Origin of the sequence: Erwinia artemisiae (assembly GCF_051400835.1) — a bacterium.
GTDB classification, from domain to species: Bacteria; Pseudomonadota; Gammaproteobacteria; order Enterobacterales; family Enterobacteriaceae; genus Erwinia; species Erwinia aeris.
The window spans coordinates 240,612-258,483 of record NZ_JBLFFM010000006.1; the positions used below are offsets into that span (position 1 = coordinate 240,612).

At 57.5% G+C, this 17,872-nt stretch carries 13 protein-coding genes and 1 pseudogene; 8 read left to right on the forward strand and 6 right to left on the reverse strand.

Going from position 1 to position 17,872, the window contains the following annotated elements; genetic code table 11:
* Window positions 1-67 precede the first annotated feature (67 nt).
* Window positions 68-2,974: an RNA polymerase-associated protein RapA gene (gene rapA / locus ACMGEE_RS15190; RefSeq protein ID WP_253455308.1), complete on the forward strand. Its 2,907-nt coding sequence runs from the start codon at window positions 68-70 to the stop codon at window positions 2,972-2,974.
* A 41-nt stretch (window positions 2,975-3,015) separates the two neighbouring features.
* Window positions 3,016-3,666 carry a bifunctional tRNA pseudouridine(32) synthase/23S rRNA pseudouridine(746) synthase RluA gene (gene rluA, locus ACMGEE_RS15195; RefSeq protein WP_253455309.1) on the forward strand — a complete coding sequence of 217 codons (651 nt, stop codon included), beginning with the start codon at window positions 3,016-3,018 and terminating at the stop codon, window positions 3,664-3,666.
* Between the two features lie 29 nt (window positions 3,667-3,695).
* Here rluA and ACMGEE_RS15200 read toward each other — a convergent pair whose 3' ends face one another.
* The 5 genes and pseudogenes from ACMGEE_RS15200 to djlA all read right to left on the reverse strand — a co-directional run bounded on the left by ACMGEE_RS15200 (window position 3,696) and on the right by djlA (window position 8,811).
* Window positions 3,696-4,643, reverse strand: a complete 948-nt coding sequence (locus tag ACMGEE_RS15200; protein ID WP_436830294.1) for a glycyl-radical enzyme activating protein — start codon at window positions 4,641-4,643, stop codon at window positions 3,696-3,698.
* A pseudogene (cutC, locus tag ACMGEE_RS15205) lies at window positions 4,606-6,972 on the reverse strand (choline trimethylamine-lyase); the annotation flags it as partial. The gene ACMGEE_RS15200 and the pseudogene cutC, both read right to left, overlap by 38 nt.
* Before the next feature lie 20 nt (window positions 6,973-6,992).
* Entirely contained in the window at window positions 6,993-7,319 is a 327-nt protein-coding gene (locus ACMGEE_RS15210) for a DMT family transporter (protein ID WP_253455311.1), read from the reverse strand.
* A 2-nt stretch (window positions 7,320-7,321) separates the two neighbouring features.
* Complete coding sequence (locus ACMGEE_RS15215) at window positions 7,322-7,684, reverse strand: DMT family transporter (RefSeq protein ID WP_253455312.1); 363 nt, start codon at window positions 7,682-7,684, stop codon at window positions 7,322-7,324.
* Window positions 7,685-7,989: 305 nt separating this feature from the next.
* The gene (djlA, locus tag ACMGEE_RS15220) at window positions 7,990-8,811 is read right to left on the reverse strand and encodes a co-chaperone DjlA (protein WP_253455313.1); all 822 of its coding nucleotides are present in this window, start codon (window positions 8,809-8,811) and stop codon (window positions 7,990-7,992) included.
* Between the two features lie 147 nt (window positions 8,812-8,958).
* Here djlA and lptD point away from each other — a divergent pair, with 147 nt between their 5' ends.
* Genes lptD through apaH form a run of 6 tightly spaced genes read left to right on the forward strand, consistent with a single transcriptional unit; the run spans window position 8,959 to window position 15,794 of the window.
* On the forward strand, window positions 8,959-11,355 hold the full coding sequence (gene lptD, locus ACMGEE_RS15225) for an LPS assembly protein LptD (protein ID WP_253455314.1): 2,397 nt from the start codon (window positions 8,959-8,961) through the stop codon (window positions 11,353-11,355).
* A 54-nt stretch (window positions 11,356-11,409) separates the two neighbouring features.
* The gene (surA, locus tag ACMGEE_RS15230; protein ID WP_436830295.1) at window positions 11,410-12,705 is read left to right on the forward strand and encodes a peptidylprolyl isomerase SurA; all 1,296 of its coding nucleotides are present in this window, start codon (window positions 11,410-11,412) and stop codon (window positions 12,703-12,705) included.
* Complete coding sequence (pdxA, locus tag ACMGEE_RS15235; RefSeq protein ID WP_436830296.1) at window positions 12,695-13,687, forward strand: 4-hydroxythreonine-4-phosphate dehydrogenase PdxA; 993 nt, start codon at window positions 12,695-12,697, stop codon at window positions 13,685-13,687. The genes surA and pdxA overlap by 11 nt, the downstream gene beginning before the upstream one ends.
* Window positions 13,680-14,507 (forward strand): 16S rRNA (adenine(1518)-N(6)/adenine(1519)-N(6))-dimethyltransferase RsmA, encoded by an 828-nt coding sequence (rsmA, locus tag ACMGEE_RS15240; RefSeq protein WP_253455317.1) that lies wholly within the window; start codon window positions 13,680-13,682, stop codon window positions 14,505-14,507. The genes pdxA and rsmA overlap by 8 nt, the downstream gene beginning before the upstream one ends.
* A 2-nt stretch (window positions 14,508-14,509) precedes the next feature.
* Window positions 14,510-14,884 carry a Co2+/Mg2+ efflux facilitator ApaG/CorD gene (gene apaG / locus ACMGEE_RS15245; protein WP_125288956.1) on the forward strand — a complete coding sequence of 125 codons (375 nt, stop codon included), beginning with the start codon at window positions 14,510-14,512 and terminating at the stop codon, window positions 14,882-14,884.
* 49 nt (window positions 14,885-14,933) lie between these two features.
* Window positions 14,934-15,794, forward strand: a complete 861-nt coding sequence (gene apaH / locus ACMGEE_RS15250; protein ID WP_301730727.1) for a bis(5'-nucleosyl)-tetraphosphatase (symmetrical) ApaH — start codon at window positions 14,934-14,936, stop codon at window positions 15,792-15,794.
* Between the two features lie 104 nt (window positions 15,795-15,898).
* On the opposite strand, the gene ACMGEE_RS15255 is transcribed toward apaH, so the two are convergent.
* Window positions 15,899-17,788: a PhoX family protein gene (locus ACMGEE_RS15255; RefSeq protein WP_436830297.1), complete on the reverse strand. Its 1,890-nt coding sequence runs from the start codon at window positions 17,786-17,788 to the stop codon at window positions 15,899-15,901.
* Window positions 17,789-17,872: the final 84 nt, after the last annotated feature.

Sequence of the window (17,872 nt, forward strand, 5' to 3'; positions counted from 1 at the left end):
GGGCTTTATTGCCGGGCAGCCGTGCTATTGCCTGAAATAACCTCTACGAGAATCGAGCCGAATATCTATGCCTTTTACACTTGGTCAACGCTGGATCAGCGATACGGAAAGCGAACTGGGATTAGGAACTATTGTTGCGGTAGATGCGCGCATGGTCACACTGCTTTTCCCCGCCACCGGCGAGAACCGTCTTTACGCTAAAAATGATTCGCCTATTACTCGTGTGATCTTCAACCCGGGCGACACCGTTACCAGTCACGAAGGCTGGCAGCTGGAGGTGGCGGAAGTCGTGACCGAAAACGGTCTGGTCAGCTATATCGGCACCCGGCTTGATACCGAAGAGTCCGGCGTGATGCTGCGTGAAGTGATGCTCGACAGCAAGCTGGTGTTCAGCAAGCCGCAGGACCGCCTGTTTGCCGGCCAGCTGGATCGTATGGATCGCTTCGCGCTGCGTTTTCGCGCGCGTAAATACCAGAGCGAACAGTATCGCCTGCCGGTCAGCGGCCTGCGCGGCATGCGCACCAGCCTGATCCCGCACCAGCTGCATATCGCGCACGACGTAGGCCGTCGCCACGCGCCGCGCGTGCTGCTGGCTGATGAAGTGGGCCTTGGCAAAACCATCGAAGCGGGCATGATTATTCATCAGCAGCTGCTGGCCGGTCGCGCCGAGCGCGTGCTGATCGTCGTGCCGGAAACGCTACAGCACCAGTGGCTGGTGGAAATGCTCCGCCGCTTTAACCTGCGCTTTGCCCTGTTTGACGACGATCGCTACGCGCAGGCGCGCCTGGACAGCGACAACGCTTTCGATACCGAACAGCTGGTAATCTGCTCGCTCGACTTTGTGCGCCGCAACAAGCAGCGTCTGGAGATGCTGGCGGAAGCCGAGTGGGATCTGCTGATCGTGGACGAGGCGCATCACCTGGCCTGGGAAGAGGGTCAGCCAAGCCGCGAATATCAGGTAATTGAGCAGCTGGCCGAGCAGATCCCCGGTGTGCTGCTGCTGACCGCGACGCCGGAGCAGCTGGGCATGGAGAGCCACTTTGCCCGTCTGCGCCTGCTGGACCCGGATCGCTTCCACGACTTCGCCACTTTTGTTGAAGAACAGCAACATTTTCAGCCGATTGCCGATGCGGTTTCCGGCCTGCTGGCCGATAAGGCGATCGATAACGACGCCCTGAATATGCTGAACGATCTGATGGGCGAGCAGGATATCGAGCCGCTGCTCCAGGTCGCCAACAGCGATCGCGAAGGCAAGCTGGAAGCGCGTCAGGAGCTGATCAGCATGTTGATGGATCGCCACGGCACCAGCCGCGTGCTGTTCCGCAACACCCGTAACGGCGTCAAAGGCTTTCCGAAACGCGAACTGCATCAGATCCGCCTGCCGCTGCCGACGCAGTATCAGACGGCGATCAAGGTGTCCGGCATCATGGGCGCGCGTAAGGCGGCCGATGAGCGCGCGCGCGACATGCTCTATCCGGAGCAAATTTATCAGGAATTTGAAGGCGACAGCGGCACCTGGTGGAACTTCGATCCGCGCGTCGAATGGCTGATGGGCTTTTTGACCAGCCATCGCGACAGCAAAGTGCTGGTTATCTGCGCCAAAGCCACCACCGCGCTCCAGCTGGAGCAGGTGCTGCGCGAACGTGAAGGCATCCGCGCCGCCGTGTTCCATGAAGGGCTGTCGATTATTGAACGCGACCGCGCGGCGGCCTGGTTCGCCTCCGAAGAGGATGGCGCGCAGGTGCTGCTCTGCTCGGAAATCGGTTCCGAAGGCCGTAACTTCCAGTTCGCCAGCCAGATGGTGATGTTCGATCTGCCTGCCAACCCGGATCTGCTGGAGCAGCGTATTGGCCGTCTTGACCGTATCGGTCAGGCGCACGATATCCAGATCCACGTGCCTTATCTGGAAAAAACCGCCCAGTCGGTGCTGGTGCGCTGGTATCACGAGGGGCTGGACGCCTTTGAGCATACCTGCCCGACCGGCCGCGCTATTTACGATACGGTCAGCGACCAGCTGGTGAACTATCTGGCCTCGCCGGAAAACAGCGAGGGGCTGGACGACTTTATCAGCGACTGCCGCGAGCAGCATAACGCGCTGAAAAGCAAGCTGGAACAGGGCCGCGACCGCCTGCTGGAGCTGAACTCCAACGGCGGTGAAAAAGCGCAGGCGCTGGCGGAAACCATCAGCGAGCAGGATAACCATATCGAGCTGGTTAACTTTGCGCTCAACCTGTTTGATATCGTCGGTATTAATCAGGAAGATCGCAGCGACAACCTGATCGTGCTGACGCCGGGCGATCACATGCTGGTGCCGGACTTCCCTGGCCTGCCGGAAGATGGCTGCACCATTACTTTCGATCGCAATCAGGCACTGTCGCGCGAAGACGCACAGTACGTCACCTGGGAGCATCCGATCATTCGCAACGGCCTGGATCTGATCCTGTCCGGCGATACCGGCAGCTGCGCGCTCTCGCTGTTGAAAAACAAGGCGCTGCCGGTCGGCACGCTGCTGGTGGAGCTAATCTACGTGGTGGAAGCGCAGGCGCCGAAACAGCTTCAGCTGACGCGCTTCCTGCCGCCGACGCCGGTGCGGATGCTGGTTGATCGCAAGGGGACTAACCTGGCGGGTAAGGTCGAGTTCGAGAGCTTCAACCGTCAGCTGAACGCGGTCAATCGCCATACCGGCAGCAAGCTGGTTAACGCCGTACAGCAGGATGTGCACGAGATCCTGAAGCTGGCGGAAGGCCAGGCTGCCGAAGAAGCGCGCAAGCTGATCGAGATTGCCCGCACGGAAGCAAACGAGAACCTGAGCGCGGAGCTGTCGCGTTTGCAGGCGCTGAGCGCGGTTAATCCTAACATCCGTCAGGATGAGATCGACGCGCTGGAAAGCAATCGCGAGCAGGTGCTGGCGGCGCTTGATAGCGCGGGCTGGCGTCTTGACGCACTGCGCCTGATCGTTGTCACGCATCAGTAATTAGCACGGGGCGGCTGCGGTCGCCCCACACAGGCAAAAAGATGGAACCCTATAATCCTCCGCAAGATCCCTTAGCCGTTCTTTATCAGGACGAGCATATTATCGTGGTCAACAAACCGAGCGGTCTGCTGTCGGTGCCCGGTCGGCTGCCCGAGCATAAAGACAGCGTGATGACGCGTCTTCAGCGCGATTTTCCGCTGGCGGAATCCGTACACCGCCTGGATATGGCAACCAGCGGTATTATCCTGGTCGCACTGACCAAAGCGTCCGAGCGGGAGCTGAAACGCCAGTTCCGCGAGCGCGAGCCGAAAAAAACCTATCTGGCACGCGTCTGGGGTCATCCCGCGCAGGAAGAAGGGCTTATCGATTTGCCGCTGATCTGCGACTGGCCGCTGCGACCAAAGCAGAAAGTCTGCTTTGAAACCGGTAAACCGGCGCAGACCGAATATCAGGTGCTGGAGTATGCGGCGGATAACAGCGCACGCGTGCGGTTAAAGCCGATTACCGGCCGTTCTCATCAGCTTCGCGTGCATATGCTGGCGCTGGGGCATCCGATTCTGGGCGATAACTTTTACGCGCATGAAGAGGCCAGAGCGATGGCGCCGCGCCTGCTGCTGCACGCCGAGATGCTCACCATCACCCATCCTAAATACCAGACGCCGATGACTTTCCGTCAGCCGGCGGACTTCTGAACAAAGGCCTCTGTCGCCAGAGGCCTTATTCAGCCGATGCAGTGGGACAGCGTTGTCGTGTTTAACCCATACCGCACGGCCATTTTCTCCAGCTCCGCCACCCGCGGCTTGCCGCGATCGGGGTGCATTTCCTCATAAAGACACCGCCTGTCCGTCAGCACGTATTTGCGCAGGCCGAAATTGTGATAAGGCAGCAGATCGATGCCCTGAAAGCAGCGGCTGCCCTGCGTCAGGCTGGCGATGGCGCGCATCATCTTCTCCGCCTCTTTTCTGCTGTCGTTCACCTCAGGTATGACCGGAATGCGGATGCGCAGCGGGATCGTCTGCGTCAGCAGGCGCGTCAGGTTCTGCCAGATGCTGCGGTTGCTGACGCCGGTGTAGCGCTGGTGCAGGACGTCGTCGGCCAGCTTAACATCGTACAGGATCAGCTGGCTGGCTTCGCAGACCTGCCAGAGCGCGGGCCAGGCGGCAAAGCCGGAGGTTTCAACGGCGGTGTGGATCCCCTCCTGCATGGCGCGGCGCAGTAAGGCACGGGAAAAATCAGGCTGCATGGCGGCCTCACCGCCGCTGAGCGTCATCCCGCCGCCTGAAGTACGGTAATAAAGTGCATCCGCCGCCACCGTGCGCATCACTTCGTCGACGCTAAGCGTTTTGCCCACTTTGCGCAGCGCCGCCGCCGGGCACTTCTGGTCATCCGGCCAGCTTTCATAGCCGACCGCCGCCATTTTAACGGCCGATCGGCCCGGACAGTGCTGCTCGCAAGGCGCTTTTGCACAGCGTTGCCGATCGAACAGGACTTCCGGCTGCGGCGCCAGGCTTTCCGGGTTGGCGCACCAGGCGCAGCGCATCTGGCACCCTTTCAGAAACACCACGGTGCGCACGCCGGGGCCGTCATGCAGAGAAAAGCGCTGAATATTGAATACGCTCCCGCTGGCGGCCTCAGAAAGACTGGAGTTGGGTACGGCTGATGATTTCATCCTGAACCTCGCGGCTGAGTTCAACGAAAAAGGCGCTGTAGCCCGCCACCCGGATCATCAGGTTGCGATACTGCCCGGGGTTTTCCTGCGCTTTTTTCAGCGTTTCGTTGTCCACATAGCTGAACTGCATCTGCGCGTTGCCCAGCAGGCTGGCGCTGCGCAGCAGGGTGATAATGCCCTGCTCGCCCTCTTCCGTATCCAGAATGCCGTGCAGCAGCTTAAAGTTATGCACCATGCCGATCTCCATCTCTTCGACATTGATCCGGCCAACGGAATTAATAATCGCCGTCGGGCCTGCATAGTCCGTCTGCTGGGAAGGGCTGATGCCGTCAGCGAGCGGCATACCGGCCAGTCGTCCGCTGGGCAGCGCGCCGGTGGTCAGGCCGAACGGCGTATTGTTAGAGATAGAAAGCGTCCCGTGGGTGAACGGCCCGTACAGCATCGAGTACCGGCGGTGCTCGCTTTCGATAAAGCGGATCAGATCGCGCGCGATCAGATCGACCTCTTCAATATCGTTGCCAAATTTGGCGACGTTCAGGCAGGCGTTGCGCAGCGTTTCGTGCCCGGAGAAATTATCACGCAGCGCCTGCGCCATCTGCGCTGGCGTCACCTGCTGCTGCTGATAAACCAGCTCGCGCATCACCATCATGGCGTTGGCGTAGTCCGCCATTCCCGTCCAGATCAGTCCTGGCCCGTTGTTAATTGCCGCGCCGCCGTGCATCACATCCTTGCCCTGCTCCAGACAGCCTTCGACCAGGCAGGAGATAAACGGCTTGGGCGCCAGCTCTTTATGCAGCTTTTGCATCATCAGCGTGGCTTCTGCGGCCTGCTTCACAATGTGGCACAGCTGCTGCCTGACTGCCTCCTCAAAGGCTTCCCAGCTTTTCAGCGTGGCGGCCTCGCCGGTCTGCGGCCCCATCTGGCTGCCGCTGGCGCTTCTGCCGTTATTTAGCGCCAGCTCAATGGCGCAGGTAAAGGTGGTATAGCCTACCGAGGTCCACTGATAGATGCGGCCAGAACGTTGCGGCTCTACGCAGCCCATCAGGCAGTAGTCGCGCGCATCGTCGTAATCGAAGCCTTTACGCAGCATCATTTTGATATGCGCGTCGTCAAAGTGACAGGCAGGGAAACCGATCCCGGCGCGGATCACCTCGACGATTTTGCGCATAAAAGGCTGCGGCGACTGGTTGTGGATCCGCACTGCCAGGCTTGGCTGATAAATTTTCAGCTTGCGCGAGCAGTCCATAATCAGCATGGAAAGCGGATTGGTGGCATCGCCGCCCTCGCGCTTCTGGCCGCCGACCACCAGATTGACAAAGGGCTGGTAGCCCGCGAAATACATGGCGGAACTGGCGCTGCAAATCCACATGCACTCGGACATTTTGATCATCCAGCAGCAAAGCAGCTCTTCCGCCTGTTCCTCCGTCAGCTCGCCGCTGGCAAGATCGGCCTCCAGCAGCGGCCACAGGTACTGATCGACACGGCCAAGCGAAATGCCGGTCTGGTTTTCTTCCAGAATAAACAGCGACTGCGCAAACCAGATGGCCTGTAGCGCTTCGTAAAAGGTGGCGGGCGGCTGTTCCGGCACGCGACGGCAAATAGCGGCCAGCTTTTCCAGCTCCGCTTTGCGCTGCGCGTCCGGCGTCTGCTCAGCCAGCGCCTGGGCGTAGTCGGCGTAGCGGTTGGCGTAATCCACCACGCCCTGACAGGTTTCCACGACCGCCTCATAGAAATAGCGCTTGTCCTGATCCTCGGGGCAGGTTGGCGAAAGCTTATCCAGCGCCGCCTGCGCTTCCCGCTGCACGCCGCCCATGCCTTTTTTCAGCAGGATGATGTCGTAGCCCGGACAGGTGTCGCCGCCGCCGTTTTGCGTTTTAATACTTAAATCACAAATTCCTTCAACGGTGCTCCATTCCCACAGCCCCGCGTGGCGCAGCCGGGTTTCCGCCACCTCATCCAGCGACCGCCCCTGCCAGAAAGGGAAAATCTCTTCACGCAGCTCGCGCTTTACCTCTTCGCTGATTTCATAGGGATCCTGCGCGCGCGTGGACATGGTATCCAGCTCGTCCGCCACCCAGCGCCAGGCGATTTCCGGCGACACTTCGCCACCGCGCGCCGCGCCTGCCGGATGACTGACAATCAGTTCATCTTCTGCAATCACCAGCGGCGCCGTGCGGCAGGCATGACGAAAGGCCATCGCGCGTAATAAAATAGCCGGCATCCCCGGATAGCGACGGTAAATTTCCGTGACCGCTCTGGCTCGCGCGGCCGAAATAAATGGCTTAGCCTGTAAATAACGCTCGCGCAGACGCTCAGCACGAGGTAAAAGCCGTGTGTTTATATCCTGCATTAAAATATCCCCATGGTAATACAGCCAATGCCGATAAGACCAATCCCCAGAACGGAATACTTATCGATCTTATTTCGATAAAAAATCACGCCAACCAGACTGATAATAACCACGCCCAACCCGGCCCACAGGGCATAAGAAAGGCCAACGGAAAGCACGACAATCGCTTTTGATAATGCGTAAAAACAGGTGCCGTAAATAGCCATGACACCCAGGGTCAGTCCCCAGCGTTTAAAATTATCGGTTTTAGGCAGCAGGCTGGTTGCCAGCACCTCCAGCAGGATGGCGATAAAAAGCCATAACAATCCCATCAGCGTACTGTGCATAATTAGTTTTCCTCCACGGTATCGTTACCGCGATCGCTTTTGGCCAGCAGATTAATCACCAGCACCCCGGCTATGATCATTAACAGGCCGACAATCGCGCCGCCGCTCAGGGAAACCTGGAACAGGAAGCGGTTGATCAGCGAAGTGGCGACAATCCCCAGCCCGGCCCACAGGGCATAGGCCAGGCCCAGCGGAATTTTTTTAAGGGACAGCGATAAGAAATAATAGGAGAAACCATAAGCGGCCAGCGCCGTAAATGCCGGTAGCAGCACGGACATGCCTTTAGACAGCGCCAGCATCGTGGTAGCCGTTATTTCAGACGCGATAGCAACACAGAGAAAAAGAAAATATTTATCTTTATTCATATCTCATTAAGCCATTTTAATATTGTCAGGGTTTTATTTCTCTATCATAGCGGCCCGCTGATAAACCCAGCATAAACATTTGCCGTTCGCTCAGACAGAACCTGTCTGTATATCATTCTGATTATTTATATTAGCAATATAGCGCGCAGACGGGCTGCGGCATGATTACAGCCAGGCGAGATTAACAAGAAAGGGGAATTAAAAGACAAGGTGTTAATAAAAAATCAGCGTGGTGTTAAAAAGAATATTAATAATAAGCCTGGCATTAAAAAGGCCGACGAAAGCGCTCGTCGGCCGCTAACAAATTATTTAAATCCTTTTTCACGCTTGATCAGATCGTAAGCCGCCTGGATCTCCTGCGCTTTTTGCTTCGCCATCTCCATCATCTGCGGCGGTAGCCCTTTGGCCACCAGCTTATCGGGATGGTGTTCGCTCATCAGCTTGCGATAGGCGCGCTTGATGGTCGCCGCATCGTCGCTGCTTTTTACGCCCAGCACGCTACAGGCATCTTCCAGCGTTGGCCCGCGCTGCGCCTGCGCATAGCCTTGCGAACCGGCACCGTGCTGATAGCCCCCGCCGCCGAACTGCTGACCGCCCTGCATCATCCGTAAAAACTGATCGAATTGCGCATGCGAAATCCCCAGCTCTTCCGCGATGACATACAGCACCTGACGTTCGTTAGGATGGAGCGAGCCGTCGGCAAACGCGGCCTGGATCTGGATTTCCAGAAACATCCTAATCAGATCGAAGCGGCCGAAGCAGGCGCTGCGCAGCTCCCGCAGCTTGTCGCGCAGCGGGTAGTTGCCCTCTTTCCCCTGGCGAAAAGCCTGCTGCGCGGCCGTTCTCGCCTCGCCGTGCAGCTGCATACGATCCATCAACAATGACGCCATCTGGATGTCCGCATCGGTCACGCGGCCTTTTGACTTGGTCAGATGGCCCATAACCTGAAAGGTGGTGCTGAAAAAGAGCGCCTGACGGGTCTGCTGATTAGCAAAATAGCCCTGCCCCTGAACCGCTCGCGCTTTATCAACCAAATGCCCGAAGAGCAGGCCAATCGCCAGTCCCCAAAAGCCGGTGCCGCTTAACAAACCCAGCACAAGCCCGATTACTTTTCCCCAATAGCGCATATACTCCTCAATTCGCCATGCTGAAGGCTAAAAATTGCATTATCATACCCGTCATTTATCTCTGAGCCTAACGGCAACGCGGTCAAACAGCCTGGATAACACTAGCGCAACGCAGTTGAGTGCGTTAGTCTCTGACCGTTTGTCGGCATGATGCCAGCTATCACGGAATTTTCGATACCGCGTATGAAAAAACGACTACCTACTTTGCTGGCCACGCTTATCGGCTCAGCGCTCTACAGCCAGCAGGGTCTGGCAGATGACCTCGCCTCGCAGTGTATGCTGGGTGTACCGAGCTATAACCGGCCTCTGATTCAGGGTAAAAATACCAATGAACTGCCGGTTACTATCAACGCGGATCAAGCGAAAGGCAACTACCCTGACGACGCGGTGTTCAACGGCAACGTCGATATTCGCCAGGGCAACAGCCGTCTGCTTTCCGACGAGGTGCAGCTGCATCAGCGACAGCAGCCGGGCCAGACAACGCCGGTACGCACCGTTGACGCGCTGGGTAATGTGCAATATGACGACAATCAGGTCATCCTGAAAGGGCCGAAAGCCTGGTCGAATCTGAATACCAAAGACACCAACGTCTGGAACGGCACCTATCAAATGGTGGGCCGCCAGGGACGGGGTACCGGCGATCAGATGAAGCAGCGCGGTGAAAACCGCTATACCATCCTTGAAAACGGTACCTTCACCTCCTGTCTGCCCGGCGACAACAGCTGGAGCGTTGCAGGTACGCAGGTGATCCAGGATCGTGAAGAGCAGGTCGCGGAAATCTGGAACGCCCGCTTTAAGATCGGCGCGGTGCCGGTGCTGTACAGCCCTTATCTACAGCTACCGATTGGCGACCGCCGCCGTTCGGGCTTTTTGATCCCCAACGCGAAATTCGGCAGCTCCAACGGCTTTGAATTTATTCTGCCTTACTACTGGAACATTGCGCCGCAGGCTGATGCCACCATCACGCCGCACTATATGAGCAAGCGCGGCCTGCAGTGGCAGAACGAATTCCGCTACCTGACCAAGGCGGGCGCGGGCCTGGTTGAGTTTGATTATCTGCCGAGCGACGACCAGTACAATAAAGATGCCGCCACGCGCGGGATGACCGACGACAAAGATTCTAACCGCTGGCTCTTCTTCTGGCGGCACTCCGGCGTCTACGATCAGAACTGGCGCTTTAACGTTGATTACACCAAGGTCAGCGATCTTTACTACTTTACCGATCTGGATTCCACCTACGGCGACTCGACCGACGGCTACGTTACGCAGAAATTCAGCGTAGGCTACGCAGAGAAAAACTGGGATGCGACGCTGTCGACCAAGCAGTTCCAGATCTTCTCCACCCAGACCAATAACGACGTTTACCGCGCCGAGCCGCAGTTCGATTATAACTACTATCAGAACAACGTCGGCCCGTTCGATACGCATCTCTATGCGCAGGCGGTGAAGTTTACCAACGTTAACGATAATTACCCGGATGCAACGCGTTTGCACCTGGAACCGACTATCAACCTGCCGCTTTCCAACGGCTGGGGCAGCCTTAATACCGAAGCGAAACTGCTGGCGACGCACTATCAGCAGGATGACGTCGAGTATTACAACAACAACGTTGATACCAGCAAAGTCAACCAGCTGAAAAGCAGCGTAAACCGCGTTATGCCGCAGTTTAAGGTCGACGGCAAGATGGTATTTGACCGCGATATGGACTGGTCGGAAGGCTACACGCAGACGCTGGAACCGCGTATGCAGTACCTTTATCTTCCCTATCGCGATCAGAGCACGGTACGCGCTTACGACTCAACGCTGCTGCAAAGCGACTATACCGGCCTGTTCCGCGACCGCACCTATAGCGGCCTGGATCGCATCGCTTCCGCTAATCAGCTGACCAGCGGCGTGACTACGCGAATATTTGATAACGATTTGGTTGAACGTTTTAACGCTTCCATTGGTCAAATCTACTCGTTTACCCCGGCCCGTACCGGACTGGAGAACGCAGACAGCGACGATCGCGGCAGCCTGGTCTGGGCTGGCGACACCTACTGGAAGATTAGCGATCGCTGGGGCGCGCGCGGCGGTGTGCAGTACGACACCCGCATCGATAACGTTTCCCAGGGCAACGCCGTTCTGGAATATCGTCGGGATGCCGATCGTCTGGTGCAGCTGAACTACCGCTACACCAGCCCCGAATATATTCAGCAGACGCTGAGCCAGATTAAGAACCCTGGCTACCAGCAGGGGATTTCGCAGGTAGGCGCCACGGCCAGCTGGCCAATCGCCGATGCCTGGTCGGTGGTCGGTGCCTGGTATTACGATACCAAGGCCAAACAGCCTGCCGATCAGCTGCTGGGCGTCCAGTACAGCTCTTGCTGCTACGCTATTCGTCTGGGTTATGAACGTAAAATCACCAATTGGGAAAACGACAGCAGCACGTACGACAACAAAATCTCGTTCAACATTGAGCTGCGCGGCCTGAGCTCATCCTATGGTCTGGGCACCGGGCAAATGCTGCGACAGGGCATCCTGCCTTATCAGCGCTCTTTCTGATGTTGTGATAATTAGTATGCCAACCCGCAGTGCGGATAGAAAAATGGAAAAAGTATGAAGAACTGGAGAATGCTGATCCTGGGGGCTGCGCTCACTGCCAGCACCGCGTTTGCAGCACCGCAAGTTGTTGATAAAGTAGCCGCCGTGGTCAATAACGGCGTTGTGTTAGAAAGCGATGTCGACGGCATGATGCGGTCGGTGAAAAGTCAGGCACAGCAGGCTGGTCAGCAGCTGCCGGATGATAAAACGCTGCGTCACCAGATTGTCGAACGCCTGGTGATGGACAATATTCTGCTGCAAATGGCGAAACAGGCGGGGATCCAGATCCAGGACGATCAGCTCGATCAGGCGATTGCCAATATCGCCGCTCAGAACAAGATGAGCGTGGATCAGCTGCGTAGCCGTCTGGCCTATGACGGTATGAACTACGCCACCTATCGCGAGCAGATCCGTAAAGAGATGACCATTGCCGAAGTCCGCAACAACGAAGTACGTCGTCGCGTGACTATTCTGCCGCAGGAAGTGGATTCGCTGGCGACGCAGGTTTCCTCGCAGAACAACGCGTCTACCGAGCTGAACCTCAGCCACATTCTGCTGCCGCTGCCGGAAAACCCGACGCAGCAGCAGGTGGACGAGCAGGAAGATCTGGCGAAACAGCTGGTCAGCCAGGCTAAAGGCGGCGCGGACTTCGGCAAGCTGGCGATCACCTACTCCGCCGATCCGCAGGCGCTGAAAGGCGGCAATATGGGCTGGGGCCGCATCCAGGAACTGCCTTCGCTGTTCGCGCAGTCGCTGGTTACGGCGAAGAAAGGCGATATCATCGGCCCAATCCGTTCCGGCGTAGGCTTCCATATCCTGAAAGTGAACGACGTTCGCGGCGACAAACAGAGCATCTCCGTGACGGAAGTGCACGCTCGTCATATTCTGCTCAAGCCGTCGCCGGTGATGACGGACGATCAGGCGCGCCAGAATCTGACGCAGGTTGCGGCTGAAATCAACAGCGGCAAAACCACCTTCGCGCAGGCCGCTAAACAGCTTTCTCAGGATCCCGGCTCCGCCAACCAGGGCGGCGATCTTGGCTGGAGCTCGCCAGAGGTGTACGATCCCGCCTTCCGCGACGCGCTGCTGAAACTGAAAAAAGGCCAGATGAGCGCGCCGGTGCACTCCTCTTTCGGCTGGCACCTGATCCAGCTGATGGATACGCGCCAGGTTGATAAAACCGACGCGGCGCAGAAAGAGCGTGCTTACCGCCTGCTGTTTAACCGTAAATTTGCGGAAGAAGCGCAAACCTGGATGCAGGAGCAGCGCGCCTCTGCCTATGTGAAAATTCTGGATGCCAATGCTCAGTAATATGCGCGTGGCGATCACTCCCGGCGAACCCGCCGGGATTGGTCCCGATGTCACACTACAACTGGCCCAGCGCGACTGGCCAGTTGAACTGGTCGTCGTCGCCGATCCAGCTTTGCTGCGCGAGCGCGCGGCAAAGCTGGGCCTCCCTCTGACGCTGCGTGACTATCAGCCGGGCGTTGCTGCCCGGCCGCAGGCTGCCGGCACCCTGACCGTGCTGCCCGTTAGCGCGCCGCAGCCGGTAAAAGCTGGCGAGCTTTGCGTCGCCAACGGCCACTACGTGCTGGATACGCTGGCTCACGCCTGCGACGGCTGCCTTAACGGCGAATTTGCGGCGCTGGTTACCGGGCCGGTACACAAGGGCGTGATCAACGACGCCGGTATCCCGTTCAGCGGCCATACCGAGTTTTTCGCCGAGCGCGCAGGCTGTGCCCGCGTGGTGATGATGCTGGCGACGGAAGCGCTGCGGGTCGCGCTGGCGACCACGCATCTGCCGTTAAAAGACGTCTCCGCCGCCATTACCCGCGACAGCCTGCATGAAGTGATCAACATCCTGCATGCCGATCTGCAAAGCAAGTTCGGTCTGGCGCAGCCGCATATTTTTGTCTGCGGCCTGAATCCGCACGCGGGCGAAGGCGGCCATATGGGACGTGAAGAAATTGACGTTATCATTCCGGCGCTTGACGAGCTGCGGCGCAGCGGCATCCAGCTGACCGGCCCGCTGCCGGCGGACACGCTGTTTCAGCCTAAATATCTTCAACATGCCGACGCGGTTCTGGCGATGTATCATGACCAGGGCCTGCCGGTACTGAAATACCAGGGCTTCGGGCGAGCGGTGAATATCACGCTCGGCCTGCCCTTTATCCGCACCTCCGTTGACCACGGCACCGCTTTAGAGCTGGCCGGCCAGGGCAACGCGGATGCGGGCAGCTTTATTACGGCGCTTAACCTCGCCATTACCATGATTAAGAGCAGTAATGAATAATCGCGTCCATCAGGGCCACTTCGCCCGCAAACGTTTTGGCCAGAACTTCCTTAACGATCAGTATATTATTGACAGCATCGTTTCCGCCATCCACCCTCAGCCCGGCGAGGCGGTAGTCGAAATCGGCCCCGGTCTGGGCGCGTTAACCGAACCGGTTGGCGACAGGCTGGAAGCGATGACGGTGATCGAACTCGACCGCGATCTGGCGGCTCGTTTGCAGACCCATCCGTTTTTAGGGCCAAAGCTGACGATTTTCCAGCAGGATGCCATGACCTTTGATTTCGCGGCCTACGCCCGTGAAAAAGGCCAGTCTCTGCGCGTCTTCGGCAACCTGCCCTATAACATCTCTACCCCGTTGATGTTCCACCTTTTCAGCTATACTGATGCGATCCGCGACATGCACTTTATGTTGCAGAAAGAGGTGGTCAACCGACTGGTTGCCGGGCCGGGCAGCAAAGCCTATGGTCGTCTGACGGTAATGGCGCAATATTACTGCCAGGTGATCCCGGTGCTGGAAGTGCCGCCGGAATCCTTTACGCCTGCGCCGAAAGTGGATTCCGCCGTGGTTCGTCTGGTCCCACACGCCACGATTATGAATCCGGTGCAGGATCTTAAAGTCCTCAGCAGGATCACCACCGAAGCGTTCGGCAAACGCCGTAAAACGTTGCGCAACAGCCTTGGCCATCTGTTTACGCTGGAAGCGCTGCAGGAGATGAATATCGATCCGACGCTGCGCGCGGAAAACATCTCCGTAGCCCAGTACTGCCAGCTGGCGAACTGGCTGTCTGCGCATCCTCAACAGACGCCGCAGGAGAGTTAAACATGGATACGCCCCGAGTTTGTGTGCATGTACAAAGCGCTTATATTGCGTCGCAGTCCGCGCCGGAAGAGAACCGCTACGTTTTTGCCTACACCATTACCATTCGTAATTTGGGGCGTCACGCCGTTCAACTGCTGGGCCGCTACTGGCTGATTACCAATGGCAACGGCCGCGAAACGGAAGTTCAGGGCGAAGGCGTTATCGGCGAACAGCCGCACATCGCACCCGCTGGCGAATTCCAGTACACCAGCGGCGCGGTACTGGAAACCCCTATGGGCACCATGCAGGGACACTATGAAATGATCGACAGCGAAGGCGAAGCTTTCCGCGTGGCGATCCCGGTGTTCCGGCTGGCCATCCCCAGCCACATACACTAATTCTGATTGCGATCCGGGCGCTGGTCCGGCGCTGAGGTTCGGATTGTTGATGAGCACTTACCTGATTGGCGATATTCACGGCTGCTACGATGAGCTTCGGTCACTGCTGGACCAGGTGGCTTTCGATCCTGCCCGGGACAGCCTGTGGCTGACGGGCGATCTGGTTGCGCGCGGCCCCGCTTCGCTGGAAGTCCTGCGCTACGTTCGTTCATTGGGCGATGCGGTGAAAGTGGTGCTGGGCAATCACGATCTGCATTTACTGGCCGTGTTTGCAGGTATCAGCCGCAACAAGCCAAAGGACAGGCTGACGCCGCTGCTGGAAGCGGAAGACGCCGACGATCTGATTAACTGGCTGCGCCGCCAGCCGCTGATCCAGGTCGATGAAGAGAAGAAGCTGGTGATGGCGCACGCGGGCATCACGCCACAGTGGGATTTGGCTACGGCGCAAAGCTGCGCCCGCGAGGTCGAGGCGGTGCTCTCAAGCGATACCTATCCGCTGTTTCTGGATGCGATGTATGGCGATATGCCCAACAACTGGACGCCGGAGCTGACCGGGCTGGCTCGTCTGCGCTTCAGCACCAATGCGCTAACCCGGATGCGCTTCTGCTTTCCTAACGGCCAGCTGGATATGATCTGCAAAGATACGCCCGATTCGGCGCCCGCGCCGCTAAAGCCTTGGTTTGCTATTCCGGGGCCGGTGTCGCGCGACTACACTATTGCGTTTGGTCACTGGGCTTCGCTGGAAGGAAAAGGCACGCCGGAAAATATCCTGGCGCTGGATACCGGCTGCTGCTGGGGCGGCACGCTGACGATGCTGCGCTGGGAAGATAAAACCTGGTTTACTCAGCCGTCAAAACGGTTGTCAAACGAACATGAGACCGCTATAACGGCGCCGTCTGCTGACTCATAAGCGTCAATTGCTTTCGCGACAGGCTTTTTGCTATCCGATAAAGAGTGAGCGCCACGCCCTTAAAGGCGTGGCTTTACTCAGCCGATAAACGTATCCGTCCGCTTTCAGGCACCCAATACGCCGCCATCCTTGCGCGTAATCATTATCACGGAAGAGCGGGGACGCGGGCTATTGTCAGGAAAGTGCGAGTCTTTCTCTTCTCCCGGATGTTGCACATTCACAAACATCGTTTTGTAGTCCGGTGTAAAAGTGATCCCGGTCAGCTCACAGGATTTGGGCCCCACCATAAAGCGACGAATTTCTCCGCTCTGCGGATCGCCCACCAGCATCTGATTGTTCCCCTGCCCTTCATAGTCGCCTTTATTACTGTATTTACCATCCGTCAGGATCCACAGGCGTCCGGCTTCATCAAAGCCCAGACCATCAGGGCTGTTAAAGGTGTTCTGCTCGGTGATGTTCGGCGTACCACGATATATGCCCTGCGGATGCGCAATTGGATTACCGCACAGCACAAAAATATCCCAGTCAAACGCCTGGGCCGTAGCGTCCCCTTTCTCATCCCAGCGAATAATCTGCCCATAAATGTTATCCGGCCGAGGATTAGCCGCGTTGATCGGCATTCCCTCATCGCCTCGCTTGCTGTTATTGGTCAGGGTGCAGTAGGCGCGGCCATCATGAGGATTAACGGCAATCCACTCAGGGCGATCCATACGTGTGGCTTTCACCACATCCGCCGCGCCGCGCGTGTTAATCAAAATATCTGCCTGGGTGCGGAAACCGTTGTCGGCGGTCAGGCCGTGCTGCCCCTGAACCAGCGCTACCCAGTGTCCGGTTCCCTTCAGCGGCGTACCGTTTCTGTCGCCGTCAAAGATGGCAACATAGAGCGTTCCCTCATCCAACAGTCTGGCATTTGCCGCCGGATTAGCGCGATCGACCTTGCCTTTGGAAACATATTTGTAGATATACTCGCCGCGCTCATCGTCCCCCATATACACCACCAGCTCGCCGCTTTTCGCTACCGTAACGGCCGCGTTTTCATGCTTAAAGCGGCCCAGCGCGGTGCGCTTGACCGGCACGGAATCGGGGGCGAAAGGATCGATCTCGACAATCCAGCCGTGACGATTAAATTCGTTAGGGTTTTTCGCCACATCAAAACGCGGATCGAAATCGGACCAGTTGCGCTCGGGATCGGCGGGGCTCAGCGTGTAGCGCTTTTGCGCCGCCGTCAGGCTGAAATCCGCCTTTTTAGTGCCGAAATAGGTATCGAAATTTTCTTCACAGGTGAGATAAGTACCCCAGGGCGTTTTGCCGTTAGCGCAGTTGCCAAAGGTGCCGAGCACGTTCATTCCTTGCGGATCGGCTGCGGTACGCAGCGCCGCATCGCCAGCGGCAGGGCCGGAAAAACGCATTGGCGAATTGGCAGTGATGCGGCGGTTATAGCGTGAAGGACGGACAACTTCCCAGCGGTTTCCCTGGCCACGACGGACTTCCATCACCGATACGCCGTGCCCCGCCTGCGATTTTTTTACATCTTCAGCATCGTGCGCCTTGCTGTCGCCGTGAGCATAGAGATATTGCTCATTAACATATTCATTGTTAACCGCAATTAAGCCGCGATCCCGGCTTCCCTCCATGGCAAAAAAGCTCATGCCATCATTGTTATCGCCAAACTGTTTTTCCTGATCGGCTGCGCTGTTTTTTCCTTCCGCGTCAAACGCCGGGGCGCCATCGACCAGCGGATCGCCCCATGAAATCAGCACATCAGCCTGATAACCGTCGGCAATGGCAATTTCATCCGCTGTGGAAGCCGAAATACCGTCAAAACCCAGCAATTGACTGCCGCCCGACACGGGCTTCGCCAGCGCCAGAGAGGGAACAGAGAGACCGCCGCCAATAAAGCCTGCCAGACTCAATGCCCCGGTTCCTGCAAGGAATTTACGACGGCCAGGATTGGGCGTGACGGCTTCGTTCGGTAACGGCGATTGATTATTCATAGCGCATTGCTTCCTTTACGGTTTGTAAAATGAAGCAATGCTAGAGATATTTTGTTACACTTAGGTTACAAAATGTTCGAAAGG

What these genes read in the sequence shown, in the direction of transcription:
- djlA (WP_253455313.1), bottom strand. Translation starts at nt 8,811, where the DNA reads ATGCGCTATTGGGGAAAAGTAATCGGGCTTGTGCTGGGTTTGTTAAGC.
- ACMGEE_RS15255 (WP_436830297.1), bottom strand. Translation starts at nt 17,788, where the DNA reads ATGAATAATCAATCGCCGTTACCGAACGAAGCCGTCACGCCCAATCCT.
- apaH (WP_301730727.1), top strand. Translation starts at nt 14,934, where the DNA reads ATGAGCACTTACCTGATTGGCGATATTCACGGCTGCTACGATGAGCTT.
- pdxA (WP_436830296.1), top strand. Translation starts at nt 12,695, where the DNA reads ATGCTCAGTAATATGCGCGTGGCGATCACTCCCGGCGAACCCGCCGGG.
- ACMGEE_RS15215 (WP_253455312.1), bottom strand. Translation starts at nt 7,684, where the DNA reads ATGAATAAAGATAAATATTTTCTTTTTCTCTGTGTTGCTATCGCGTCT.
- rluA (WP_253455309.1), top strand. Translation starts at nt 3,016, where the DNA reads ATGGAACCCTATAATCCTCCGCAAGATCCCTTAGCCGTTCTTTATCAG.
- surA (WP_436830295.1), top strand. Translation starts at nt 11,410, where the DNA reads ATGAAGAACTGGAGAATGCTGATCCTGGGGGCTGCGCTCACTGCCAGC.
- rsmA (WP_253455317.1), top strand. Translation starts at nt 13,680, where the DNA reads ATGAATAATCGCGTCCATCAGGGCCACTTCGCCCGCAAACGTTTTGGC.
- apaG (WP_125288956.1), top strand. Translation starts at nt 14,510, where the DNA reads ATGGATACGCCCCGAGTTTGTGTGCATGTACAAAGCGCTTATATTGCG.
- rapA (WP_253455308.1), top strand. Translation starts at nt 68, where the DNA reads ATGCCTTTTACACTTGGTCAACGCTGGATCAGCGATACGGAAAGCGAA.
- ACMGEE_RS15200 (WP_436830294.1), bottom strand. Translation starts at nt 4,643, where the DNA reads ATGAAATCATCAGCCGTACCCAACTCCAGTCTTTCTGAGGCCGCCAGC.
- ACMGEE_RS15210 (WP_253455311.1), bottom strand. Translation starts at nt 7,319, where the DNA reads ATGCACAGTACGCTGATGGGATTGTTATGGCTTTTTATCGCCATCCTG.
- lptD (WP_253455314.1), top strand. Translation starts at nt 8,959, where the DNA reads ATGATGCCAGCTATCACGGAATTTTCGATACCGCGTATGAAAAAACGA.